The 25,021-nt window shown below is 44.8% G+C and carries 21 protein-coding genes and 2 tRNA genes; 12 read left to right on the forward strand and 11 right to left on the reverse strand.

The genetic code is table 11. From position 1 onward, the window contains the following. Positions 1–10: 10 nt before the first annotated feature. The 3 genes from F551_RS0106250 to F551_RS0106265 form a co-directional block, all read right to left on the reverse strand. Positions 11–1,288 (reverse strand): dipeptidase, encoded by a 1,278-nt coding sequence (locus tag F551_RS0106250; protein ID WP_155825819.1) that lies wholly within the window; start codon positions 1,286–1,288, stop codon positions 11–13. Positions 1,289–1,588: 300 nt separating this feature from the next. Beyond that, positions 1,589–1,664 (reverse strand) — tRNA-Asn (locus tag F551_RS0106255). Positions 1,665–2,009: 345 nt separating this feature from the next. Next, positions 2,010–2,083: transfer RNA gene (locus F551_RS0106265), tRNA-Cys, on the reverse strand. 288 nt (positions 2,084–2,371) lie between these two features. On the opposite strand from F551_RS0106265, the gene F551_RS0106270 reads away from it, so the two are divergent. From F551_RS0106270 to F551_RS0106305, 7 genes are all read left to right on the forward strand, one after another. Further along, positions 2,372–3,022, forward strand: coding sequence for a protein-L-isoaspartate O-methyltransferase family protein (locus F551_RS0106270; RefSeq protein WP_018996640.1), 651 nt, complete (start codon positions 2,372–2,374; stop codon positions 3,020–3,022). 119 nt (positions 3,023–3,141) lie between these two features. Continuing rightward, the gene (locus F551_RS0106275; RefSeq protein ID WP_155825821.1) at positions 3,142–4,515 is read left to right on the forward strand and encodes a TolC family outer membrane protein; all 1,374 of its coding nucleotides are present in this window, start codon (positions 3,142–3,144) and stop codon (positions 4,513–4,515) included. A 135-nt stretch (positions 4,516–4,650) separates the two neighbouring features. Further along, a complete protein-coding gene (locus tag F551_RS0106280) occupies positions 4,651–5,319 on the forward strand; it encodes a DUF2497 domain-containing protein (RefSeq protein ID WP_018996642.1) in 669 nt (222 codons plus the stop codon). A 97-nt stretch (positions 5,320–5,416) separates the two neighbouring features. Further along, positions 5,417–8,449: a valine--tRNA ligase gene (locus F551_RS0106285; protein WP_018996643.1), complete on the forward strand. Its 3,033-nt coding sequence runs from the start codon at positions 5,417–5,419 to the stop codon at positions 8,447–8,449. Positions 8,450–8,459: 10 nt separating this feature from the next. After that, the gene (locus F551_RS0106290; RefSeq protein ID WP_018996644.1) at positions 8,460–9,512 is read left to right on the forward strand and encodes an isoaspartyl peptidase/L-asparaginase family protein; all 1,053 of its coding nucleotides are present in this window, start codon (positions 8,460–8,462) and stop codon (positions 9,510–9,512) included. A gap of 62 nt (positions 9,513–9,574) precedes the next feature. Beyond that, positions 9,575–10,606 (forward strand): DUF3137 domain-containing protein, encoded by a 1,032-nt coding sequence (locus tag F551_RS16335; RefSeq protein ID WP_018996645.1) that lies wholly within the window; start codon positions 9,575–9,577, stop codon positions 10,604–10,606. A 173-nt stretch (positions 10,607–10,779) separates the two neighbouring features. Then, the gene (locus F551_RS0106305; RefSeq protein ID WP_018996646.1) at positions 10,780–11,187 is read left to right on the forward strand and encodes a hypothetical protein; all 408 of its coding nucleotides are present in this window, start codon (positions 10,780–10,782) and stop codon (positions 11,185–11,187) included. A gap of 66 nt (positions 11,188–11,253) precedes the next feature. On the opposite strand, the gene F551_RS0106310 is transcribed toward F551_RS0106305, so the two are convergent. From F551_RS0106310 to F551_RS0106325, 4 genes are all read right to left on the reverse strand, one after another. Beyond that, complete coding sequence (locus F551_RS0106310; RefSeq protein ID WP_018996647.1) at positions 11,254–12,102, reverse strand: hypothetical protein; 849 nt, start codon at positions 12,100–12,102, stop codon at positions 11,254–11,256. A 110-nt stretch (positions 12,103–12,212) separates the two neighbouring features. Continuing rightward, positions 12,213–12,602, reverse strand: a complete 390-nt coding sequence (locus F551_RS0106315) for a DUF983 domain-containing protein (protein WP_018996648.1) — start codon at positions 12,600–12,602, stop codon at positions 12,213–12,215. Next, complete coding sequence (xth, locus tag F551_RS0106320; protein ID WP_026296688.1) at positions 12,599–13,378, reverse strand: exodeoxyribonuclease III; 780 nt, start codon at positions 13,376–13,378, stop codon at positions 12,599–12,601. The genes F551_RS0106315 and xth overlap by 4 nt, the downstream gene beginning before the upstream one ends. Before the next feature lie 50 nt (positions 13,379–13,428). Then, positions 13,429–15,789, reverse strand: a complete 2,361-nt coding sequence (locus tag F551_RS0106325) for an AsmA family protein (RefSeq protein ID WP_018996650.1) — start codon at positions 15,787–15,789, stop codon at positions 13,429–13,431. Between the two features lie 444 nt (positions 15,790–16,233). On the opposite strand from F551_RS0106325, the gene F551_RS0106330 reads away from it, so the two are divergent. Together F551_RS0106330 and F551_RS0106335 are read left to right on the forward strand one after the other, a co-directional pair. Next, positions 16,234–17,118: a metallophosphoesterase family protein gene (locus F551_RS0106330; RefSeq protein ID WP_018996651.1), complete on the forward strand. Its 885-nt coding sequence runs from the start codon at positions 16,234–16,236 to the stop codon at positions 17,116–17,118. Positions 17,119–17,244: 126 nt separating this feature from the next. Continuing rightward, the gene (locus tag F551_RS0106335; RefSeq protein WP_018996652.1) at positions 17,245–18,201 is read left to right on the forward strand and encodes a LysR family transcriptional regulator; all 957 of its coding nucleotides are present in this window, start codon (positions 17,245–17,247) and stop codon (positions 18,199–18,201) included. Positions 18,202–18,218: 17 nt separating this feature from the next. Here F551_RS0106335 and metC read toward each other — a convergent pair whose 3' ends face one another. Genes metC through F551_RS0106350 form a run of 3 tightly spaced genes read right to left on the reverse strand, consistent with a single transcriptional unit; the run spans position 18,219 to position 21,296 of the window. After that, positions 18,219–19,388, reverse strand: coding sequence for a cystathionine beta-lyase (metC, locus tag F551_RS0106340; protein ID WP_018996653.1), 1,170 nt, complete (start codon positions 19,386–19,388; stop codon positions 18,219–18,221). Positions 19,389–19,394: 6 nt separating this feature from the next. Continuing rightward, on the reverse strand, positions 19,395–20,273 hold the full coding sequence (locus F551_RS0106345; protein WP_018996654.1) for a sulfurtransferase: 879 nt from the start codon (positions 20,271–20,273) through the stop codon (positions 19,395–19,397). A 24-nt stretch (positions 20,274–20,297) separates the two neighbouring features. Next, positions 20,298–21,296, reverse strand: a complete 999-nt coding sequence (locus tag F551_RS0106350; RefSeq protein WP_018996655.1) for a cysteine synthase A — start codon at positions 21,294–21,296, stop codon at positions 20,298–20,300. Positions 21,297–21,528: 232 nt separating this feature from the next. Here F551_RS0106350 and F551_RS0106355 point away from each other — a divergent pair, with 232 nt between their 5' ends. From F551_RS0106355 to recO, 3 genes are all read left to right on the forward strand, one after another. Beyond that, on the forward strand, positions 21,529–21,996 hold the full coding sequence (locus tag F551_RS0106355) for a MarR family winged helix-turn-helix transcriptional regulator (protein ID WP_018996656.1): 468 nt from the start codon (positions 21,529–21,531) through the stop codon (positions 21,994–21,996). A 31-nt stretch (positions 21,997–22,027) separates the two neighbouring features. After that, positions 22,028–22,750 carry a CPBP family intramembrane glutamic endopeptidase gene (locus F551_RS17105; RefSeq protein WP_018996657.1) on the forward strand — a complete coding sequence of 241 codons (723 nt, stop codon included), beginning with the start codon at positions 22,028–22,030 and terminating at the stop codon, positions 22,748–22,750. 70 nt (positions 22,751–22,820) lie between these two features. Then, positions 22,821–23,699: a DNA repair protein RecO gene (gene recO / locus F551_RS16345; protein WP_018996658.1), complete on the forward strand. Its 879-nt coding sequence runs from the start codon at positions 22,821–22,823 to the stop codon at positions 23,697–23,699. A gap of 47 nt (positions 23,700–23,746) precedes the next feature. Here the strand turns inward: recO and F551_RS0106370 are convergent, their stop codons facing one another. Beyond that, positions 23,747–24,997 (reverse strand): hypothetical protein, encoded by a 1,251-nt coding sequence (locus F551_RS0106370; protein ID WP_018996659.1) that lies wholly within the window; start codon positions 24,995–24,997, stop codon positions 23,747–23,749. Between the last annotated feature and the right edge of the window lie 24 nt (positions 24,998–25,021).

Raw genomic sequence — 25,021 nt, forward strand, 5'->3', positions numbered from 1 at the left:
GTTGGTGTGTCTAGTTTTTCAACGATGCCGCGTGATCTTCTGCAGCTTGCATCAATCTGATGACGTTACCGCCCCAGATTTTAGCCAAATCTTCTTTGCTGTAACCTTCTTTGAGTAGACGTTCAGTTATCAAAGGGAAGGCTGCGATATCGCGCATTCCAACAACGCCGCCACCGCCGTCCCAATCAGCACCAATACCTACATGGTCGGGACCAATAAGTTTTAATGCATATAAAAGCTGCTCAATAAAATCTTCAAAGTCAGCCATGTCGGCAGGAAATTCAGCATCAATTTGACGTCTTTTATCCAGTAGCATCTGAAATTGTTCAGGTGTTGGGTTGGACCCAATCGCTTCACTTTCTTTACGGAGCTCAGCATACGCTTTTTGTCTGGCAGGGAATTGACGAAGTTCTTTCAAATAAGCGCCCAAGGCATTCATTTGAATGACTCCGCCGGTGGCTGCAAGAGTCTTTAAGCGTTCGTCATCGAGATTTCTTGGGTGATCATAAAGAGCTTTGGTGCCTGAGTGAGATAAGATAATTGGAGTCGCTGATAGTTCGACCATATCGTCAAAGGCAAGATCGTGAGCGTGAGAAGCATCGATGATCATTCCCAATCTGTTTGCTTCTTTGACCAATTCCTCACCCAGAGGAGATAGGCCGCCCCATTTGGGGCCTGAAATGTCTGTGCCGCTATCAGCAAATTGATTGTTGGCAAAATGAACTGGGCCAATCATGCGTACGCCGAAATTATAGAATGTACGCAGCAGAGAAATGTCTTCTCCTAGTGGGTATGAGTTTTCAATACTTTGATAGACTATCCGTTTGCCTGAATCTTTAATTCGCTGAGCATCTGAAGCTTTTGTGGCCATTTCAAAGTGCTCTGGATGCGCGGCAAGCATGCGTTGGATTGCTATTGCGCGCTGAATCGCGTGGTCTCGCGCTGTCTGGTATCCGATATCCGTAAGCGAACGTTGTTGGGTGTATATCACCCAAAAACCTCCATCAAGCCCGCCCTCTATCATGCGGGGAAGGTCCACTTGGGAGTAATCTAAAATGGGATCATGACGTTCAGTGATATCGAATCCCGGTTGAGCGAGGTTAGCTGGCGTATCTAGGTGGGTATCCATGACGATGAACTGGTCATGTAGCTGACGGGCTGCCGATTTTTTGGTGTCGAATTCTAAATCTGCATCAAAACTTGCGCATGCTCCCAGAAGTGTAAGCGCGCACACTGATGTTATCAGTTTGGAAGAAAATTTCAGCTTGCAGTGTGTTTTGTGGCTCACGTTACTAATCCCCGACGGTGAATCTGTCTTTATCTTTCTCCAATTTGAGGTGCGAGTGAGTTTTTTTTCAAGAGCCAGAGAAGATAAAATATAGAAAATGTAAATTGTGCTCCGTTGAAATGGCACAACTGCACGGATTGATGTCAGGAATTAAGGATAAATCTATATGGAGAAGCATCAGATCAATAACTAAATTGAATAGGGGAGGTTTTGTCTGTCAGTTGAAACGGAATCCGGAACCACTCTATTGAGTAGATGCCTTTTGAGATCGATACATTTTTTTGCGAGGAAAGGTCTCGATGGCTCCGCGAGCAGGACTCGAACCTGCGACCAATCGATTAACAGTCGATTGCTCTACCAACTGAGCTATCGCGGAACAACATCGGAGGACGCGGTATATCCAGCGTATCAAAATTGTGCAATCCCTAAATTGCCCGAAAATGCATTTCTTTTGAAAAAAAATGAGTTTTCCACAAAATCACGCAAAAAAAAGACGGGAGCTAGAGAAAGCTCCCGCCAAGGCGTTGGGTGATGGTGGGTGTCTTCAGAGAAGACATAGGCAATATCGTCCACTTTGGTTAATGGGTGGTTAAAAAATGTAATTTTACTAAAATTTGGTTTTAATTTTATCATTTATTGGAATTTTTCGTTAACACATCGATTGTTGACGAAAATCGTCGAAAAGTTGCCAATAAAATTAAAGTTGTTGTGTGAGATTTCGTGGAGGCCGCGTCCGGAATCGAACCGGAGTACACGGATTTGCAATCCGCTGCGTAACCACTCCGCCACGCGGCCTAACCGAAAACGTCTTGTTCTTTTGTGCAATGCATAACTGCTGGAACGAAGACTATGTTTATCCTGTACGCAAAACATAAAACAGGAAGGGCGACGTTCTAACATCTTATTCCAAATAGGGAAGAGCTAAAATTCAATAATTATGACAAAAACATAAATCGGAGCAAAACAAAGGAAATTTGCTGAAATTAAAATTGTGAACCTAAATAGTTGAGTGAATGAAGTTTGTATTATTAAAGTGGGAATGAATATCGAATCTTCGAGCTTCGTTTCGAATTGGAAACTCATATGAATAATGCTGTCACTCGCGAAACAATGATTGATTCTCAGGTGCGTCCAAATGATGTCACGGATCGACGTATTCACGCAGCCCTGCAAAACACTCCGCGAGAGGTCTTTTTACCTAAGTCGCGACATTCACTTGCATATGCAGAGTATGAGCATGAGACCTCGGAAGGGCGTTTTATGTGGCGCGCGCGGGATTTTGCGAAATTAGTTGAAGAAGCAAAGATTCAACCCGAAGACGAAGTTTTGGATATCGCGTCGGGTAGTGGATATTCTGCGGCAATATTGTCTCATCTGGCTGCTGCTGTTGTTGGAGTTGAGAATGATGAAGCCTTAGCCGAAGCAGCATCAGCGCGATTGGATAAACTCAACATTGATAACGCCGATGTTGTTGTTGGAGAGATTGCAGCTGGATTACCTTCTCAGGGACCATTCGATGTTGTTTTTGTAAACGGAGCAGTCGAAGTTGTTCCTGATGCATGGAAAGATCAGTTGAAAGATGGTGGTCGACTTGCAGTCATTGTTCGTGATGGTAAGTCTAGCCACGCTTGCATTTACACGCGATCGGGAAGTGTGTTTGCAAGTCGTAATGTATTTGATGCAGCTCCTCCAATGCTCCCCGGATTTGAATTAAAGAAAGAATTTGTCTTTTAATTTACAAATATTCCTTTGTAGGGGCGCGCCGTTTGCATATATGCGCTATGACACGTTTGAATTGATCTATTTCAGAACGCTATAAGCGTCTGTAGAAGCAATGAGAGTAGAGGGTTGTGGTGCGTAAGACATTAGTTTCGGTATTAGTTGCATCTTCAGTGATGAGTGGACTTACGTCCTTTGCGCAGGATGTAGAATCTACATTGGACACTGCAGAGCCAATTGTGCAGCAGCAAAGTGTTGCAGTCCTTGAAACTCTCTCTGATGCAATAAACTCCGCTTATTTGAAAAACCCGTCAATTCTAGCTCAGCGTAAATCAAGAATGATTGCTGATGAACAATTGAAACAGGCACGTTCAGCAAACCGTCCGCAGGTTAGTCTTAGTACGTCCGCTGGATATTCATTGTCGCGATCTAATACAGGACCATTTGGTCAAGTTGGACCAACCAACACAACAGAAGCACCGCAGACTACCTTTGGTTTGGAAGTTCGCCAGAGCCTTTGGAATGGCGGCAGAACACAAGCTGCAATTGGTGAAGCAAAGGCTGGTGTAACAGCTGCTGAGAGCCGATTGTTTGCTGCCGAGCAAGATATGATCCTCAACGTGGTGACTAATTACATGGATGTGTTGGCAAGCGAATCCGAAGTGGATATTCGTAAAAACAATGTCAGTGTTCTTGCGCGTCAGGTAGAAGCAGCAACGGACCGCTTTCGAGTTGGTGAAGTAACAAAAACAGATGTTGCTCAAGCAGAGGCAAGATATGCTGGTGCACGTGCGCAATTATCTTCGTCGCAAGCTGTGTTAGAAGCCAATCGAGCTGTCTTTCAGCAATTGATTGGTCACTGGCCAACACAATTGGAAACATCATCTTTTACACCTAAATATCCTGCAGATTTGCAGGATGCTGTCGATGCAGCAATCGAGTACAATCCTGAAATTGCATTATCAAAAGCAGGCATTAAAGCTTCTGAATATCGCGTGCGCGCTGCGAAAGGCGAAAGACGTCCGGATATCTCTATAGTTGGGTCTGCGGGTTTAAGCCAAAGCTATGACGATAAAACATTTGAAAATGAAAATGCTTCTGTCGTAGCGCAATTGCGTTTACCGCTTTACCAAGGTGGACGTATTTCTTCGCAAATTAGAGCTGCTTCTTTGGAACGGGACCAATTGCGTTTGCAACACCGTGCGACAGAACGTGATTTAATCGCACGAGTGACACGCGCATGGCATAGCTCGCTAGCTGCATCCCGCGCCATTGAGGCATCAGAGCAGCAAGTAGAAGCGGCACAGGTGGCTTTTGATGGTGCTGAGCAAGAGCTCGCTGTTGGGCTTCGCACAACATTAGATCTTCTTGATCAAGAACAAGAATTGCTTGATGCAAAGCTTTCTTTGATTCAAGCAAATAGAGACCACTATATAGCTGTCCACCAATTATTGGCCGCTATGGGGGCTTTAACACCGGAAACTCTGGGCGTTAATGTTTCTTTATAGGTCTAAGCCTTAATAAAAACACTGCAATTACATCTTTCTTTGGAAAGACCTTGTTAACTAGATATCACCTAAAATTATGGGTGATTCCAGTGCTTTCATCATTTGGAAGTAATTTGTCAGTGTTAGAGGCGCATTATGTCAGCTGAAGAAGCAGCATCAGAACCAACCATGGAAGAAATTCTTGCTTCCATCCGCAAGATTATTTCTGAAGATGATGAGCCTGCACCAGAGGCTGCTGATACAGAAGGGGCCGATGTGCTCGATCTGTCTGAAGCCGAACAGATTGATGATGAACCATTAGATTTGGACCTCACTGAACCTGAAGGTGGTGAGGAAGAAGAACTCGACATGGCCGCTGCCATGGAAGAGATGGCTGAAGAAATGTCCGAAGAGATTACGCCTGAAGACGATGTTGTTGTCGTTGATGCGGATGATTGGGGCATTGATGCTGTTGAAGAAGAACCAGAAGAGCCTGAGGAAGATCTATCTGCTTGGGGATTGGAAGAAGAGCCTGAGCCTGAGCCGGAACCTGTCGCAGTAGCCCCTGAGTCAACACATGCTCCAGCGCCGCAACCTGTACCTCAAGAAGAGGGTTTAGTTGCTGCTGCCACAGCTGATGCGACCGCCGGTCAATTAGGCAAGCTTATGGGTAGCATGATGCTATCACAAGGCACGACTATTGAAGATTTGGTCCGTGAAATGCTGAAACCGATGCTCAAAGAATGGTTGGATGGAAACCTTCCACAATTGGTTGAGCAAGAAGTCAAAAAAGAGCTTCAACGTATTTCACGCATGGCAAAATAGCCGCTTAGTCAATTAAACTATTCTAATTAGCGCTTTCTGCTGAGCAGTGAGCGCTTTTTTCATTGCGGCGGCTGATAAATATTGTATCTAAAGCCTCATGCTAGACTCACATTTCGACCACAGTGTCTCCGAATCGAAAATTTATGATCGCTGGGAAAAATCCGGTGCCTTCAAACCTAAAATGGATACAGAAGGGGCTGCTGATGCCTATTCGATTGTTATCCCGCCACCAAACGTCACTGGTGTGCTGCACATGGGGCACGCGCTAAACAACACATTGCAGGACGTGTTGTGTCGATATCAGCGTATGAAGGGCAAGAATGTTCTTTGGCAACCGGGCACAGACCATGCAGGTATTGCCACGCAAATGGTTGTGGAACGTAAACTAGCAGCTCAACAGATTAAGCGCACCGATATGGGGCGTGATGCTTTCGTTGAAAAAGTTTGGGAATGGAAAGAAGAATCTGGTGGTCAGATCACTAACCAGCTCAAACGCTTGGGCGCAAGCTGTGATTGGTCACGCGAGCGTTTCACGCTTGACGAAGGTTTATCCAAAGCTGTTACGAAAGTCTTTGTGGATCTTTATAATGAAGGCCTGATTTACCGTGATAAGCGTCTTGTAAATTGGGATCCCAAATTCCAATCAGCGATATCCGATCTTGAAGTGGAGAATGAAGAAGTTAATGGCCACATGTGGCACTTCAAATATCCACTCGCCGGCGGTGAAACCTACACCTACGTTGAAAAAGACGAAGATGGAAACATCACGCTAGAAGAAGAGCGTGATTACATTTCCATCGCCACCACGCGTCCTGAAACGATGTTGGGTGACGGTGCAGTTGCGGTTTACACCAAAGATGAGCGCTATGCGCCAATCGTCGGTAAATTGTGTGAAATTCCAGTTGGTCCGAAAGAACATCGCCGCCTGATCCCGATCATTACGGATGAATATCCAGATCCGGACTTTGGATCAGGTGCGGTGAAGATCACTGGTGCGCATGACCCGAACGACTATATGGTCGCGCAACGCAATAATATTCCGCTTTATAATTTGATGACACCAACAGCTGCGATGCGTTCTGATGGTTTGCCATATGAGCAAGCGGCTGCGCGTGCCAAGGAAATTGCGGAAAGTGGTGAGTTTGATCCTAAAGAGATTGAGGAGATCAATCTCGTGCCGGATGAATATCGTGGCTTGGACCGTTATGATGCGCGTAAAGCTGTGGTGCAGGCCATCACAGACGAAGGTCTGGCTGTCATGACCACTGTTACAAAAACAGTGAAGGATGAAGACGGGAATAAGACCGAGGTTGAGGAAACTGTTCCTTACGTTGAAAACAAAAAAATCATGCAACCATTTGGCGATCGTTCAGGTGTGGTGATTGAGCCCATGCTGACGGACCAATGGTATGTTGATGCGGCCAAGCTTGCTGGTCCTGCAGTTGATGCTGTGAAGGAAGGCCAAACACGCTTCATTCCTGAAAACTGGTCGAAAACATATTACAACTGGATGGATGACATTCAGCCTTGGTGTATTTCACGCCAACTTTGGTGGGGACACCGAATCCCGGCTTGGTTTGGGCCAGAAGGCGAAATTTTTGTCGGTGCAACTGAAGCTGAAGCCCGTTCGAAGGCCGAAGAACAGCTAGGTGCAGGTGTAGAACTAAAACAAGATGAAGATGTACTTGATACTTGGTTCTCATCAGCGTTGTGGCCATTTTCGACGATGGGCTGGCCTGATAAGACCCCTGAATTAGACAAATTCTACCCAACAGCCACATTGGTAACCGGGTTTGACATTATCTTCTTCTGGGTTGCCCGCATGATGATGCAGGGCCTCAAATTCATGGATGATGTGCCGTTCAAGGATGTTTATATCCACGCACTTGTTCTGGATGAAGATGGTCGCAAAATGTCTAAATCCATTGGTAATGTGATTGACCCGATCGACATTATTGAAGGGTGTGGGCTGGACACACTGATTGAAAAACGTCACCGCGATATGAAACGTACTGGTGATGATAAGAAGGACGCCAAAGCCGAAAAAGCGATCACCAACACGACGAAAAAGCAATTCCCTGAAGGAATTCCTGCGTGTGGTACGGATGCACTGCGCTTTACGTTAGCCTCTCAAGCGGCGCAGGGACGTGACATTCGCTTGTCTATGGACCGAATTGTTGGCTACAGAAACTTTGGAACCAAGCTCTGGAATGCCGCACGTTTCTGTCAGATGAATGAGTGTTTGCTGTGGGATCAGGATGAGTTTGATCCATTCTCAGTTGAGCATACTTTGAACAAATGGATCGTGTCTGAAACGGCTAAAGCAGCTGCAGAGGTTACCAAGAGCATTGATGCATTCCGCTTTAATGATGCAGCGTCTGCCATTTATAAATTCACATGGAACGTGTTCTGTGATTGGTATCTGGAACTCATGAAACCATTGCTCAATGGCGATGATGAGACAGTCAAAGCTGAGACACGAAAAACTGCTGCTTGGACATTGAATCAAATAATCCACATCCTGCATCCATTTATGCCTTTCATCACAGAAGCGCTGTGGGAAGACCAAGCTGAATTCCGCTTGGATAAAGAGAGCATGTTGTGCGCTCAGTCTTGGCCTAATTTTGGTGATCAAGCAGCTTCACCAGAAGCGGAAGAAGAAATTGATTGGGTCATTAAAACCATCACTGATATTCGTTCTGGTCGTGCTGATTTGAATGTTCCTGCCGGTGCAAAATTGCCTGTGACTGTGATCAATGCGAGTGAACAAACAAAAGAGCGCGTGAAGACTTATAAAGGCATAATTGAACGTCTTGCGCGTCTTGAAGATTTGAATGTGTCGAAAAGCACCCCAAGTGGCACCGTGTCCATTGTTGTTGAAGAAGCAACATTTGCGCTGGAAGTTGCGGGAGTGATTGATCTTGCGTCAGAACAAGAACGCCTCAACAAGGAAATTGGTAAGCTAGAAAAAGAGATGGAAGTCATCGATAAACAGCTTAACAATGAGAACTTTGTTTCCCGTGCGCCTGAGCATGTGGTTGCTGAGAAAAAAGAGACGAAGAAAGAGCTGACACTCGGGATAGAAAAACTTCGCGAAGCGCAGTCTACTCTTGAGGCAATTTTTAAGTAGGAAACTTTTCATGTTGCAGCATTTTCAAAAAACATTGCTGGTTGGATGTGCATCTTTATTAGCTGCCTGCGCTCAACCTTCATCTGCTCAAGGAAATGTTGAGGTTCAAAAGATTGAACCAACGACAACGATGGAAAGCAAAACTGCACAAGAATGGACTTTAGTCATTCATGGTGGCGCTGGTGTGATCCAGCGCAGCCAAATGACAGCTGAAAAAGAAATAGCTTACCATAAAGGCTTGGAAGAGGCTCTTTTGGCGGGGCAAGCTATTCTTGCCAATGGCGGAGAAGCATTGGATGCGATTGAAGCTTCAGTTATTCTTCTTGAAAATAATCCGGCTTTTAATGCTGGGCGAGGGGCTGTGTTAACAGCTTCAGGTGAGCATGAATTAGATGCATCCATTATGGATGGTCGCGACACGAATGCTGGCGCGGTGGCAGGCGTTAAGACTGTGAAAAACCCTGTCGTGGCTGCAAGAGCGGTTATGGAAAAATCAAGACATGTCATGTTTGCTGGGGATGCTGCGGCTGAATTTGCGCATGGTCACGGTGCAGAGCGTGTTGAGAATTCGTATTTCACCACAGATCAACGCAAAGCAGCTTTGAAGCGTGTTTTGAAAACGCGCGCTGAAAAAGCAGATAAACGCGGAACCGTCGGCGCTGTAGCCATTGATGTGCGCGGCAATATTGCTGCCGCGACATCTACAGGCGGAATGACGGCGAAAATGCCAGGACGCGTGGGAGACAGCCCAATTGTTGGGGCAGGCGTGTATGCAGACAATAATGGATGCGGTGTGTCTGCGACTGGTCACGGGGAATACTTCATCCGTACAGGTGTGGCGAAAACCATCTGTACCCGTATAGAGCTTTTGAACGAGGCACCCGCTGCTGCTGCAAAAGTTGCGTTGGATAAAGTTGCTGAGCTAGGCGGCGATGGTGGAGTGATCGTCATTTCTAAGACGGGTGAATCAGCTTTTGCATTTAACACACCGGGAATGTTTAGAGGTGTTGCCGCAGCTGATGGCACATTAGAAACGCGAATATATGGTGAGCCAGCCAAGTAAGTTTAATTCATTGTGTCTAAGAGTGAATTATGCAGAATGAAGCATGTTAGCGAGGGTGTTTCATGACTGAAAATTCTGACGATTCAAATGTTGAAGCAGCGTTTCAAACGTTACCGCCGGAGTTTGATAAATTCAAACAAGTATATCGTGATGAAATCCTTCCCACCTTGCTCACAAAAGAAGATGACCGAATAGCAGCCGCCAACAGTGCAAAGAACTGGACAACAGCTGCAGTGGCAGTTGGTGGCGGTTTAGCGATATTCGGATTTCTTGTTTTTAAAACACCTTTTGCACTGTTTATCGGCGGTATATTGGGATTTGGAATGCATACCTTCGGGCAGCGTGCCTTGAACGATATTCGACGTGAAGCGAAGCTTCTCATAGTCGAAACGGCAGCGAATGGTTTTGATCTACAATATGATCCCGAACCAGAATATCCGCTTGTTTTGAGCCGATTTAGAAACCTTGGTCTCATACCCAGCTGGGATAGAGAAAGTTTTGAAGATCAACTCATCGGAAAACGTGGCTCGACAGATTTCGAATTTTTTGAGGCTCATTTAGAAGATCGCCGTACAAGATCTGATGGGAAAGGGCGTACACGCACAGAATGGGTGACCGTCTTTAAAGGCCAATGTTTGGTTGTAAATTTTCACAAACCATTTCGGGGTGTTACTAAGGTTTTCCGTGATATGGGCGTGTTCAATGTTTTCACCAAGATTGGAAACAAGCTTTCTGGTAAAGATCTTGAGCGTGTTCGGTTGGAAGACCCAAAATTTGAAAAAGCTTTTGAAGTCTTTTCAAATGATCAGATTGAGTCTCGTTTTCTGCTGACACCAGACTTCATGGAAAGATTACTTGAATTAGAGCGCGTATTTCACGGGGGGAAATTACGCTGTGCATTCTCTGGTGGCGAGTTGTTTGTCTGCGTCGAAGGTGGCGATCTGTTTGAAGCAGGATCTATGTTCACACCGCTAGATAATCCAGACCGAATCCGTGAATTGATGATGGATTTTGTCGCCGTATTCAAACTTATCGATAGCGTGTCTGATAGAGCGGGGCGTACACCCGACGAATACTCCTCGCCTGAAAATTAAGCCTGACTTCGACGAGAGACAAAAATGTCTTGAATTTAAAAGAATTTAATGTTCTGGGTTCAGCACGTTTTTGCCCAGAATTGGACACAAGCTCTCATTAGCTTCATTTCATATTCAGCTGATTAGCATTAGTCAGTTGAAACGTGATTTATTAGACAAGATTGGAGACATATATGACTTCTATTATGCGCAAAGCATCCAAATTTATCGTTGTTGGTGTCTCCGCGCTGGCGTTTGCTGGTGCTGCTCAAGCTGGATCATGTGTGAGCATGCAAAAAGAGCTTGGCGTTATGGGTAAAGAGTTAGTTGGCCTTCAAGCTGAACGTGATGAAACTGTTGCAACTTTTGAAGTGCACAATAATGAGCGTGCTGCCGCTCGCGCCGAACTTGCCAATTTGAAAACTGGCATCATCAAAATGACCAAAGAAGAAAAATCTGGCTATGAAACAAGTGTAGAAGAGCACAACACAGCCGCAGAAGCAGCCAAACTGAAATTGGACGAGCTAAACACATCCCTCATGGAAAAAGCTGGCGTCTATAATGAAAAGACCGAAGCTTTCAACAAGAAGTGTTTAGGCTAGAAACTAGGCCACTAATAAGAGTTTATATGCCCCACTGGAGTACTTTCCAGTGGGGTTTTCTGCATTTTATTTTGGTTCGTCTCTATGTAGAGGAACTGAAAAAAGTTCTTTCTGATATTCATAATCTTTTTCACAAATCCTTAAGACAAAATTTGCGCAATCAAGATTTGCCTTGGTGATTACATATTTACTCAGTGGACTACAATTTCGTAGAGGTGATTTTGCTACAGCGATCGCATGTAGAGCGGCTTTTCCTTCAGTAATTTTTTCTAAAATTGGTGTACCTGACATTCCCCCAATTAGATCAAGGTCAGTATAACTTAGATTGTCCACTGGTCTATTTACTATGATAAAATTATCATGACTTGAGAGAAAATAATCATCTTTCTCTCTAATGATGCCTGCAGCTGAATATTCACCTTGATGACCATGGCAATCCCTTTTTAGGGGAATCCCTTCTCTTTCTTGGAACTTTTTTTCGGGTAAGTTTAAGAAAAGAAAATCATGACTGCTATCAAAACTTTCTAGTTTCTCTGGCAGGTGTTCGACTGAAATTCTATGTATATCTCCATCAAAAAAATTAACGTATATCTCGTCTGCTATTCGGTGAAGTGATTTAGATGAATATACCGAATGAAGAACCGTTAATAATTTAATCCCATTTTGCGTTTGGACTAAAGTGGCTGTTGCTTCATGTCCTTCCATGTTTTCATATTTGGGATCACTAAAGGGCACCCAAACCATCGAAACTCGATTTTTCGCGAAGGTTGGAATAGGTTTATCTTTGTTTTTTTTGAACTCATTTATTCCAACAATTCCTGATATTCCACTTGGTTGAATGGGCTCAACACTTTGGCAATTGGCATTGAAACAGATAACAATATACAATCCTAACAATAGAGAAATTGTTCTCATTTTAGCAGTGTTCCTTGGATTTCAGTTTGGTGGATCCTGAAAATTTCACTCTATTTTTGCAAATAGATTTCGGAAAGCTGAGTTTAGTCATTTTATAACTTCACACTCCATCACTCAACCTCAGTCTTCTGCGTTTTCCAGATTGCGCCGATGAATATGGCTTTGGAAAATGGTAGGACGGCTAGGCAAGATAGCGCCGCGCTTATCAATAGCGTGGGAAAGAGAAACCACATAGGGATGTCATAGCGGGTGACCAACACAAGCAATGGCGACCAGATATGTCCCACAATCAGAATGGTGAGCCATGCAGGCCCGTCATCCGCGCGGACAGATTCAAGGTGCGCACCGCAATGCTCGCAATGATCGACTTGTTTAATATATCGCGCCCATAATTTGCCCTTGCCGCAATTGGGACATTTCCCTTTTATGCAGCGCTTTATTGATTGCCAGACCGTATTGGGGCTGTGGGCCGTATCAATGGGTTCGGGCAAGGCGGTCAAAGATCAAACTCACCTACGATCGGGACGTGGTCAGATGGTTTTGTCATGCCTCTTGCGTCGCGATAAATGGAGATGGTTTTTAGTTTGTCTGCGGCTTGTGGGCTGCAAAGAAGGTGGTCGATGCGGATACCATTATCTTTCTGCCAAGCACCCGCCTGATAGTCCCAGAAAGTATATTGGTGGCCGCGATTGTCACGTGCAGCAAAGCCTTCTGTATAGCCCATCCACTGAAGCTCACGGAACTTTGCGCGCGTTTCTGGTTGGGCGAGGGCGTCATCTACCCAAGCAGCAGGATCATAGCAATCTTCATCACGTGGAATGCAATTATAGTCCCCGGCTAAAACAACTGCCTCTTCATAAGCAAGTAGTTCTTTTGCACGGGCGTTTAGACGTTCCATCCAAGCGATCTTGTAGTCAAACTTTGGGCCTGGGAAGGGGTTGCCATTGGGAAGATAGATCGACGCAACGCGCACGGGTGTTTCAGCCATGATGAGGGCTTCAAGATAGCGCGCCTGTTCATCGCTCTCATCGCCGGGTAGGCCAACCAAAACATCATCAATAGGATGTTTGGATAGTATCGCCACGCCATTATAGCTTTTTTGGCCATGTGTGACGACGTTATAACCCATATCTTCGATTTCCAGACGCGGGAAATTATCGTCGATACATTTGATTTCCTGAAAGCAAACCACGTCCAACTCGAGGGTTTTCAATACCTCAAGCACAGTTGGCAGGCGTGCATTCACCGAATTTACATTCCAAGACGCTATTTTCATGAAGTAAGCAGTATCAGCCCTTTGTGAGTCGGTCGATCATGAATTTCAATCTATTTGAATAGGTCGAGGATTTGCTTTTTGGCTTCATCCTCTAATTGCTCTTCAAGTGACTTTTCTTCTTCCTCAGGCGCTTCTTCATTACTGGTTTTGCTATCCTGTTCAGTCGTATCTGTAGAACTTTCCTCAGCTGCTTCCTCGGCTTTGTCTTTATTAATACCAAGAGCATCACCTAAGACATTGCCTAGCACGTCGCGACGCGCTTTATCAGCATCCTCACCGCTGCCGAGAATATCACCAGATGAACCGCCCAATCCTAATTCTTTGGCGATTAGATCCTGAGCTTCATCCTGCAATTGTTGAGTAAGTTTTTGTTGCAACCATTCTTGATCTAATCCAACTGATAATTGGTTCCATCCACCAGCAATTTTGATGGGAGGGGCAAAACCGTTTATTCCGACTGATTTATCATCAGATTCAGGGAACATGCTCAGGGATAGGGTGCGGTTACCAAGGTCTAGTTCACCACGCCCCGGGATTTTAAAGCCAGCTGCTTCAAAGTTGAAATCTTTAGTGGAAGCGACACCTTTTTGAATTGCGAAATTGGCTGCAAATTCCTTAAAGCTGGTTTCCTCATCGGCCGACATTGCTGAAGGAATGGTTCCAGTGTTCAGAAATTCGGTAGCCGATTTCATCAGTTTTTCGGTGTTGATCCCCTTAACCACACCGTCATCGAATTTGAATTTACCACCACCTGACAGTGAGCTCATGATATTGCCCATTGTGGAACCAGATCCATTCAGTGAGATATTCAATCCGCCAACACCTTCGACTTTATCAAAGCCGGCAACCGCACCAAGGAAGGGGGCAGCATTCAATGCGTTTAGATTGGCAAGCATTTCAATTTTTGGTGTGGAGCTTGATGCGTCTGCGACAATCTTAGCTGAACCTTTTCCGCCATAAAGGGATGTTTCCGTCAAATCAGCAACGAGCCTGCCATCGATAATTGTGGTGTTCAGACTCGTTTTTCCAATATCGATGCCCTGGAATTTTAATCCCTCAGCTTGAATTTGAAGATCTACATCTACCGCTTTTAGGGGGCTTAGATCGAGAGCTGTGTCCTCCCAAGAACCGCCATTGTTTGATTTCGGTTTTTCATTTGCAGCACCAGAGGCTGCTGCATATTTGGTAACATTCAGAACGTTTGTTGAAAGGTTTCCTGTCAGTTTCGGTTTACTGCCAGCAAGACTAAGACGCATGTCTCCATCGCCTTTTATGTCATCAAAAACAAGTTTTGCGTTTGTAAGTGCGACACTTTCTAATGAACCATTGGTTGAGCCCGTCAGACTGAAGTGCTTGTAAACATCACCAGCCGGGAGAGCGACATCAGCACTTTGTGCCAAAGCACGAAGATTTGGGGCATCTAAATTGAGATCACCTTGAAACGCGATTTTATCTCCAACATTGGCGGCTCCATTAAAACCAATGTTCAATAGATCGCTGTCATGGCTAAATACAACGTCACTAAGTTTAAGAGCGCCAACTTGACCGCCGATTTGAGCACTCAATTTGGCTTTTCCAAGTGCTGCAGCACCGGGTAGTTCCACTTTCATAAAATTGGCCAAAGCTTGCAGATCAGAAACATCTGCATTTGCCTTCAATTCCAATCCAATGACATCTCCCATAACGACATTTCCATCTAAGCCCGTGCTAGCTAGGTCAGTCTTAAGGTCTGCTTTGATAGCAGTTGATAAGCCGCCCAACAGTTTTTGGAGGTTGGCTATGTCAGCGTTGAGATCAAATGCCAGATCATCAATAATGCCGTCACCGTCTATCTTGAGCGGGCCGTTAATTTTAGGAAGTTTTACGAGAATATCTAGATCAGATAAAACATGCTTCTGCTTCGCCTGACGATCGTCAAAAGAAACATAGCCATTGACCAAACGAACATCACCCAAACCTGCATCAACATTTGCTGGTTGATCAGGAGTATCAGGAGATTCTGTTTCAGGTTTTGGCTTGGAAGCAGGTGCAAATGTCCAGTTGTTTTGGCCATTTTCAAGCTTCACCAGAGAAAGTTTGGGATCAACCAGAATAAATTCGTCAATTTCAACTTTCTGGGAAAGGAGAGGGAGGATTTTGACAGCAGCTCTTAGCTCCGACATTGATGCAAAATCAGAATCTCCAAAGCCTTCTGGGTTAGCGATTATTGTTTGTCCTGCCGATGCCGCTATTTTTGGGAAAAGTCTGATTTTAACATCACCGTTAATGATGACGTCTCTTCCCAATGCGGTTTCGGCGGCAGTTTCAATTTTTTCTTTGTATACAGATGAAGGGATGAAATGCACCGCGGCTATAACACCACCTATGAGTACCGCTATTATGGTAAGTAAAATCAGGATAAAGCGGATCATTAAATCAGCCCTCAAATATGAAAATGGTGAATCAGTTAACTATTAGAAGAAAACTATGGCATGTTGATGACTGTAACCAGAACAGAAGTTCTTGATAGCTATAAAAAATTAGAAAAAATAGCTCTTGAAAGTTAATCAGGTTATCCAAGCCAATAGCCGAGACGTAACAATTTTCATCTTTTGTTTTTAATGAATATTGAACAGTTTGCGTTAGGTAGGGACCAAGTTATTTTCGGTGAGGCAATTGAATTGATCCGAAATGGTCATAATTATGCGTTGTTTTCGTGTAATTTGAATCTTGAGAAGCTGCGTATCCAAAGCTGCGATTTGATTTGTAAAGTGGTGTTGGTGCGTTTCTTGCCATTGTAAAAGTGAAAGTTTGCTCAGTGTTATACTTCGGGGCAAGTTTTACGGGCACATTAGAGTTAAGTAAGACGGAAGTTGATGTTTAATTTTGACGATTTGAACGACTGGTATTTAGAACGCCGACGAGATTTCGTTGCGCGTTTTTATCAGTTGTGGGGAAGAGTGTTTCCTGAGAAAAAAGTCGTTAAGCAAAACCCATCAGCTATGACCGCTGAAGAAGCGTTGCTTGTACCTCTTCGTGAATCAAGAGTTCCTGAAGGCACACGTGTTTATGCGATTGGTGATATCCATGGCCGCGCAGACCTTCTCAAAAAACTCATGGAAAAGATTCGTGAAGACGTCGCGAAAAGTAATGACCCAGAAACGCGAAACGCTGTAGTTTTTCTCGGTGATTACATAGACCGTGGTTTTCAGTCCCGACAGGTCATCGATTTGCTTGTTGGTGATGAATACAAAGAGTTCGATCTTCGCTTTCTTAAAGGTAATCACGAAGAGACTTTTCAAGAATTCTTGATGAATTCAGGAATAGGGCAAAGATGGTCTCAATACGGTGGAATTGAAACTCTTGTTTCTTACAACGTTCAGCCACCGCGTGGCCGCGATAACTTTGATGGTTGGGAACAAGCACGTCTGGACCTCGTTGAGAAAATTCCTCTGAGCCACCGAAGCTTTCTGGAGACTTTGGAAGTTTGTCTCGTGCTTGGCGACTACGTGTTCGTACATGCTGGACTGCGTCCTGGGCGTAGCTTGGAAGAGCAATCAGAAAAAGATCTTATGTGGATTAGGGATGATTTTCTCTATCACAAAGATGCATTTGAAAAAGTTGTCGTTCACGGGCACACACCAATCAATGAACCTCACCGTGACTTTAGACGTATTAGCGTCGACACGGGGGCGTATATGTCAAGTAAACTGACAGCAGTGCGCCTATTTGAAGATCAGGTCGATTTCATCACAACTTAATCTACAGTGATGCAGAAAAATAGTCTTTCCTAGATATCATTTATATTGATAATGAAACTGAATTGATCCAAACTCACACGAATGGGGTCCGATTTGAATCGGAGAAATTTGGCGTGGGAGCGAACCATGGATAAGAAGTTTGATCTGAACCTTCTCAATACATTCGATGCCTTGTGGCGGGAACGAAATGTAACACGTGCAGCTCGTCGTTTGAATGTCACGCAGCCTGCGGTGTCCAATGCGCTTTCCAGATTGCGCGAAACATTCGGGGATGAATTGTTCATTCGCACACCATCAGGCGTGGACCCAACTGAAAGATGTTCTGAAATCGCGATTGATGTGCGAGAAGCGCTGCGTCACGTTGAGCGAACGTTAGCATCTCATGACAGCTTTGATCCAAGAGTTTCGGAGCGGACATTTCGCATCGGTGCGATGGATTATTATGATCACGTCGTTTTGCCACCACTTATGGAAACTTTGCGTGAAAAAGCACCGCGTGTGGATTTACGCATTTCACCCGTGAAAATTGGTGAAACTTATGATTCCCTTGATTCAGGTGATCTTGATTTTCTATTTTTTAGTGGAGCAGAGCCACCAAAGCGCATCAATTTCTCGCCAATGTTGGAAGAAAAATTTGTTTTGATCATGCGTGAAGGGCATCCAAATATGTGTCAGGAAATGACATTGGAAGCCTATTCTGAATTAGATCATATTGTGTTTTCAACACGAGGAGACAGTCATACGCGGATTGATGATTTGCTGGCTGAAAATGGATTGCGTCGTCGCGTTGCGTTAACTTCATCACACCATACATCGATCGCTGAAACGGTGCGAGACACCGATATGGTGGCATTATCGCCGTCTCGTTTGGCTTATCGTCATGTTCAACGTGGTGGTTTGGTGGCAGTGCAACCACCCGTGGAGTTCCCTCATTTTAACTTGCGTTTGTATTGGAGCCGCAGATTAAATTCAGATCCAGGAGCAATGTGGTTACGAAATGTCTTGAGTGACGTGTGTAAAAACAGTCCTGTATACGTTCCCCCCACCAAAGACGAAGTTTGCGCTATTCCATCAGCAAGATAGAGCGCCAGTTTGCAACTCTATTGAGGTAGAGTTGCAAATGCTTTTTCAAGATCTGCTTTTAAATCCTCTACATCTTCCAAACCTATGCTGAGGCGTATTAATGGGCCATCAAATTTGAGATTATTCTTGTCTCTATAAACAAGTTGAGGGTCGCAATTCATAACCAGACTCTCATACCCACCATATGAGAAACCAAGTCCAAATAATTCAAATGAATTCAGAAAGTTCAAAACATCTTGTTTTGAGCTTGGTTTAAGTTCAAAAGTGAATAGTCCCGCTGACCCAGTAAAGTCACGCTTCCACAATTTATGATACGGATTGTCAGGAAGGGCTGGATGAAGAACCTGTGATACTTCTGGACGTGTTTGCAGCCATTCTGCTATTTCTAAGCCAGCTTTTTCATGAACCTTCAATCGCGTTGTCATTGTACGAAGTCCGCGCAACACAATGCTGGCATCTTCTGGTGAAGTGCATAATCCCAAGTCAGCGGATGCTTCAGCGAGTTTGTTTGCTAGATTGGCATCATTTAAGAGAAGGGCACCAGATAATGTGTCTGAGTGACCACCGGCGTATTTAGTCGTTGCCAGAATTGAAATATCGACACCTAGGTCTAAAGGCCTCAAATACACACCTGATCCCCAGCAATTATCGAGCGCAGTTGCGACACCACGCGCCTTGGCGGCAGCAACGATTGCGCGAATATCAGGAAGTTCGAATGTCAGAGAGCCGGGGCTTTCAATCATGATCAATCGGGTATTGTCTTGAATGAGATCAGCAATACCCTCACCAATAGTCGGATCGTAATAGCTAACACTTCCACCAGCTCGTTTAAGCGAGCGGTCGCAATATCGACGTGTGGGGCTGTAAACATTGTCTGGCAACAATATGTGCTCACCTGCGCCAACAAGGGCGAATATCGGCAATGTACAAGCGAGCAATCCAGATTCAGTTATGAGGCAATGGTTTGCATCTTCTAGTGCGCATAAAGCGTTTTTTAGTTCGTCATGAACCTGCATTCCACCAATGCCGTATGTACGGACACCGTCTTTATACAAGTCTTCTGCACGGTTTAATACTATGGTTGACGCACGATGGATTGGAGGATTGACCGCACCCAATTGATTGGAAGGGTTACGTCCAGAATGGATCATGCGAGTCGAGAGGCCAACGGTTTTATTGCTGCTCATAGCTGCTTAGCTTTCCAGATCATCTTTTGTGTGTACAGGACAGTTGTCAGCTCCGCCCCATTCAGACCAAGAGCCATCATATACAGCGACTTCTTCGCGGCCAATCACGGCCAACCCAAGCGCAAGAACTGATGCGGTTATACCTGACCCGCAGGTTGTGACGATAGGTTGATTTAGATCGACGCCAATTTCAGTGAGTGTATCTATGATAGTCTCTGAATCCTGAAAGTATCCATCTTCGCGAACGAACGCAGAGTGAGGAAGATTATAGGAGCCTGGCATGTGCCCGGATTTTAATCCCGCACGAGGCTCTGCAGCTTCACCCATGAAACGGGCGTTATTGCGCGCATCAATAATTTGCTTATCTTGCCCACTTACATACGCGCGCATGTTATCAACATTAGCGACTAGACTCGTATCTAGTTCAGCTTTGAAAATTCCAGTGTTTGTTTTTTCGGCTGGGCCTTTTTCAAAACCACCATTGACATCTAGCCAAGCAGCGTATCCTCCGTTTAGCACAGCGACGTTTGAATGGCCCATGGCACGTAGTGTCCACCAAACACGTGCGGATGCGATCCAGTTGTTTTGATCATACACGATGATGGCATCATCGTTAGACACACCAAGAGCCGATAACTCTGCACTGAACTGAATTTCAGTTGGTAGCATGTGGGGGAGGTCATTGCTCAGATCTGCAATTTCATCCAAGGGAAAAAACAAGGCTTCCGGAATGTGCTGCTCTTCGAAGATTTCTTGCCCTGATTTTTCTGGGTTTAGAAATGGCAGTGTGTAAGTGGCGTCAATAATCTTGAGGCCTTTGCGGCCCCAATTCTTTTTTAGCCATTGTGCAGACACAAGTGGAGAAGCAAATTCAATATCGCTCATTTGGTATATCCTTTTGTGTCGTTTTTACATCCAAGGTGGTGTGGGTAAACCTTTTTCCTTTAGGAATTCTGGATTGTACATTTTGGATTGGTAGCGGTTTCCGTAATCACACAGCATTGTCACGATCGTTTTTCCGGGGCCTATACTTTTCGCTAACTCTATCGCGCCAGCTATGTTTATGCCTGCCGAGCCACCAAGGCACATGCCTTCGTTTACAGTAAGGTCAAAAAGAATTTCCAATGCTGTGTCGTCAGTAATTCTGAATGCATCATCCAATTCCAAGCCTTCAAGGTTGGCAGTGATGCGTCCTTGACCGATTCCCTCTGTGATGGATGTGCCTTCCGATTTTAGTTCGCCATTTTTGTAATATCCATACAGCGCGGCTCCGCCTGGATCAGCGAGCGCACATTGAATGTCTTTATTGCGTTCTTTAAGTGCAATCGTCACACCCGCAATAGTACCGCCTGAACCAGCAGCACAAATAAAGCCATCTACTTGGCCTCCTGTTTGTTGCCAGATTTCGGGACCAGTTGTGTCTATGTGCGCTTGACGGTTTGCAACATTATCAAACTGGTTGGCCCAGATCACGCCGTTAGGAGCGCTTTCGGCCATTTCTTCAGCTAGACGACGCGAATAGTGAATATAGTTATTCGGGTTTTTGTATGGAACTGCATCCACCTCAACAAGCTCGGCACCCAGCAGACGAATAGCGTCTTTCTTCTCTTGGCTTTGTGTGCGCGGCATAACGATTTTTGTTTTATATCCCAATGCATTAGCGACAACTGTTAAACCGATACCTGTATTTCCTGCAGTGCCTTCAACGATTGTTCCACCTGGTTGCAAAGATCCATCGGCTTCCGCAGCACGAATGATTGCTAAAGCTGCGCGATCTTTTACAGACTGACCCGGGTTTAGAAATTCAGCCTTACCAAGAATAGTACATCCAGTTAGCTCCGATGCTTTGCGAAGCTTGATGAGTGGTGTGTTACCAATGGCATCGACGGCATTTTCGTGGAATTGCATGGGAGAGCTTTCTGATTATCGGTTTGGCCCCAAGGGCTAAGTGAGTCTGTTGTCTGTAATTTAGGATGAGTAGTCCATCCAATCAATCGCTCTAATGATAGAGTTTGTGTGAACTGCAAATATAGCTGACCTAATCATCAACTTCGATTGGATTTGCAAGACAATTTGAATTTGGATTGACATGCGCAATAAATTGCGCAATTATTTGCGAAAATAATTTCGGAGGTCGATATTGGATTTTTTCTTACAAAATTGGGGGGCAGGGTTTGTTGCATATTATGCAACGAGGTTTGCTGATACTTTGGCCAAACAGGGCGAAGAAATTATGCGAGAAAAAGGATGGAAGACACCGCCTCTATCTGTTTCTACCGTTCTATACTTACATGCGCAGAATGGGGCATCCGTAACGGATATATCCAATGCTGTTGGCTCAAGCCATCAATTGACTGCTCAAAGAATTAAAGAGTTAGAAAAGTTGAATTTGGCGAAACGGGTTCCCAACAAGAACGACAAGCGAAGTCGTCTAATTATGCTGACACCAATCGGCCAAGAAGAGGCTGAAGAGTTAGGCAAATTTATGCAGGAAGTTCAACAAATCTTCTCTCAACTTGAAACGGAAATTGGTTGCAATTTGAGCGAAAAGATAATTGAGGCCGAGCGATGCATGCAGAGAAACACGCTTAAAGACAGAATGCTGTAGAACTAGAAGTCACCTAGACAGGATATAAAAAATGCAGACCAATCCACAAAGTGGAGTGAGACCTCTCACTGCCATACGAGATCTGATTGCCGTTTTAGCGGTGCTCATCACTGTCAAAGAGATCCTCTTAAGGCATGAAACTCTTTGGACCTATGCTGGGCCTATTTCACTAATTTTAGCTTTGATAGTCGGGGTAGCGTTGTTGAGAAGCAACGGAACTTCACTCCGCGATATAGGACTAAGGTGGGGAGATAAAAAATGGAAGTTTGTTCTCTACACAGTAATTGCGATCATAGTTAGTATTGTGGCTTCAACACTCATTTCGAGCATTTCTGCAAGCCTCGTTGATGTAAATAACTACACAGCTGAGAATGAAAAATATGCCGCGCGTTTTGATCATATTACAGGTAACTTGCCTGCATTTATTCTTTGGTTGAGCATTGGGTGGATTATCGGCGGTTTCACAGAAGAAATCTTGTTTCGGGGCGTTTTGATCAATCGAATTGAAGCAATTATTCCTTTCAAATATGTAGGAGTGACTATTGCTGTTATCGCGCAAGCAGCCATTTTTGGGCAACAACACATGTATTATCAAGGGTGGCTTGGTTTTGCGGCGACAGGGATCTTAGGTCTGCTAATGGGCATTATGTATTTAATGTTTGGCCGGCGTTTATGGCCGTTGATAATTGCACATGGCATGACAAATACACTGGGTATGACAATGCTATATTTGGGCACTATGCCGGCAGGGTAAAATCCAATAACTCAAAAAATAGATCACGTTTTGTCTTCCCCAAAGCGTGATCGCGCGTTAACGCTATAGCATGGCAGAATGGACCGACATTGCGATATCATTGGGTGCACGCACATTTGGTGAAACAGATGTGATCCTTGATATATTCACACCTAGCCGTGGGCATACACGGGCAATGGTCTATGGCGGAATCTCCCAGAAAAAACGCCCGCTGATCGAAGCAGGCAACACGATTGAAGTGCAATGGAAAGCCAAGTCTGAGGCAGCGCTAGGGCATTTCTCTGTAGCTGATGCCACCAATCAGCGTGCAGCCCGTTTCATGACAGACCCACTTGCACTAGCTGGATTATCAGCCGTCACCTCCATAATGCGCGATGGCTTGCCAGAGGGCGAGGCGAAGCAGGGCTTGTTTGAAGCAACCGAAACCCTGCTGGATGTAATGGGTGAACCAGATGTCTGGCCAGCGATTTTCATTAAATGGGAAATCGGGTTTCTCCAGCAAATGGGATATGGGCTGGACCTTGAAACCTGCGCGCTCTCAGGCGGTAATGATGGGCTTACTCATGTCAGCCCCAAAACAGGGCGCGCTGTGCGTGGATCAGAGGCCGAGCAATATCTCGATAAATTGCTGCCATTGCCTGCATTTCTCACTGACAGCAAAGCACCGCCTTCGCCATATGATATCGGTGCAGGGTTTCGTCTAACAGGGCATTTCCTTGTACATCGATTGTTTGCCGACCTAAACCGCGATGCGCCCGAAGCGCGTTATCTTATGCTTGAGCGTTTGGAAAAAGCCGAACGTTTGATCATGCCCAAAAGGCCCGACACTGGCACAGCGCCAATGCAGCAACATAGCGGTGAACGTCCAACCTATATGGGTGCAAAACCAGATGTGCCCGAGCACAAACGCGTCAGCCGAAAAGTGCGTCAGCCTATGAATCGGAAGTAGGCAAAAGATTTGTCAAAGATTGAGCTAGTTGAGAGTAGCACAAGCGCTCAGGGATAACCGCCAACCTCTGTTTGACTATCAATAATGGATCCGGTTCGAGATGATGCTTCTTTCAAAATACGGATGTCGATCAAGTCTCTATCCCAAGGGCGAGCACCCACGTTTTTTTGAAGTGATAAAAACAGGTCTTTGCTTTTTACAATTTTTAAGCCGTCCAATGGCTGGTGATTGGATTTGGAATACCTGAAATCTGCAATGGTTTTATCTTTGTATTTTGATAGGAGAGGTGGCGGAGCACTGGAAGTGTCGATTAAATTATCATTTTCATAGATCGACAAATCTCCTTCACCGCCTAAACTGAACAAAGACAGTTCTTGTCTCGTAGACGGTCCATATTTCATAACATTTCCGATCAGATCAATTTCGCCCATAATGTATTCATTGTCCGCCCACTCTTTGGCTTTGAGTGCGTAGTGAACACCCCAATATCCTGGATTATAAACAAAATTGTTGATGACTGAGCCTTTTGTTCCACCCTTGAAAACAGGATTTCGTTTGTTGTTGGATGTAAACAAATTTCGGAAAATATAGACATCCCGAACATTGTCGTGAATGAGCATACCGCGGGAATGACTACCTTTAGAATGAGTTGAGTTTAACAGCCCTTCAGAAATAATATTATTTGAAAACATAATGTTATGAGATGTGTTTTCTTGCCATTCTTTTGGGGTTTCGCCAGAAAACCTTTTCCCAGATGCTGAAATGTTTTCATCAGTCCCCCAACTGAGTGAACAATGATCGATGACCAAGTTGTAGGCGGGGTATGTGGCGATAGCATCAATACTGCGACCGCTATTTGGTGCTTCACCTAGGTCTCCAGGCCGAATTTTTAGATGTTCAATTCGTATGTCGTGACTTTGGAGACGTATACCACCACCTATTATAGTAATACCGGGTGAAGGAGAGCTAGCTCCATCGATAGTCACAAAGGGGTCGTTTATTTTTAGAGATTTACCTTGAAGGTCAATCACTCCACTAACGTCAAAAACAATTGTACGAGGAAAGCTCTGTTCAAGTGCTTCCTTCAGGCTTCCTTTTCCGGAAGGCTGAAGGTTGGTCACTTTGATTATCTTTCCACCTTTGCCACCGAGTGTAATTGAATCAGCTAAAGCAGGGGCGGTCTGAAATTTTAGGTCACCTATTACTTTATTGGGAGGGGTATCGGCGCTTGTTGTGCATCCACTTGTAAAAACTAGTGTTATTAGGATGACCGCTGACAATAGATAGTTGGGCTTCATGAGACGTACACTTCTTCAAATCTT

The sequence above is a fragment of the Hirschia maritima DSM 19733 genome, assembly GCF_000378345.1.
In the GTDB taxonomy this organism is placed as follows: Bacteria; Pseudomonadota; Alphaproteobacteria; order Caulobacterales; family Hyphomonadaceae; genus Hirschia; species Hirschia maritima.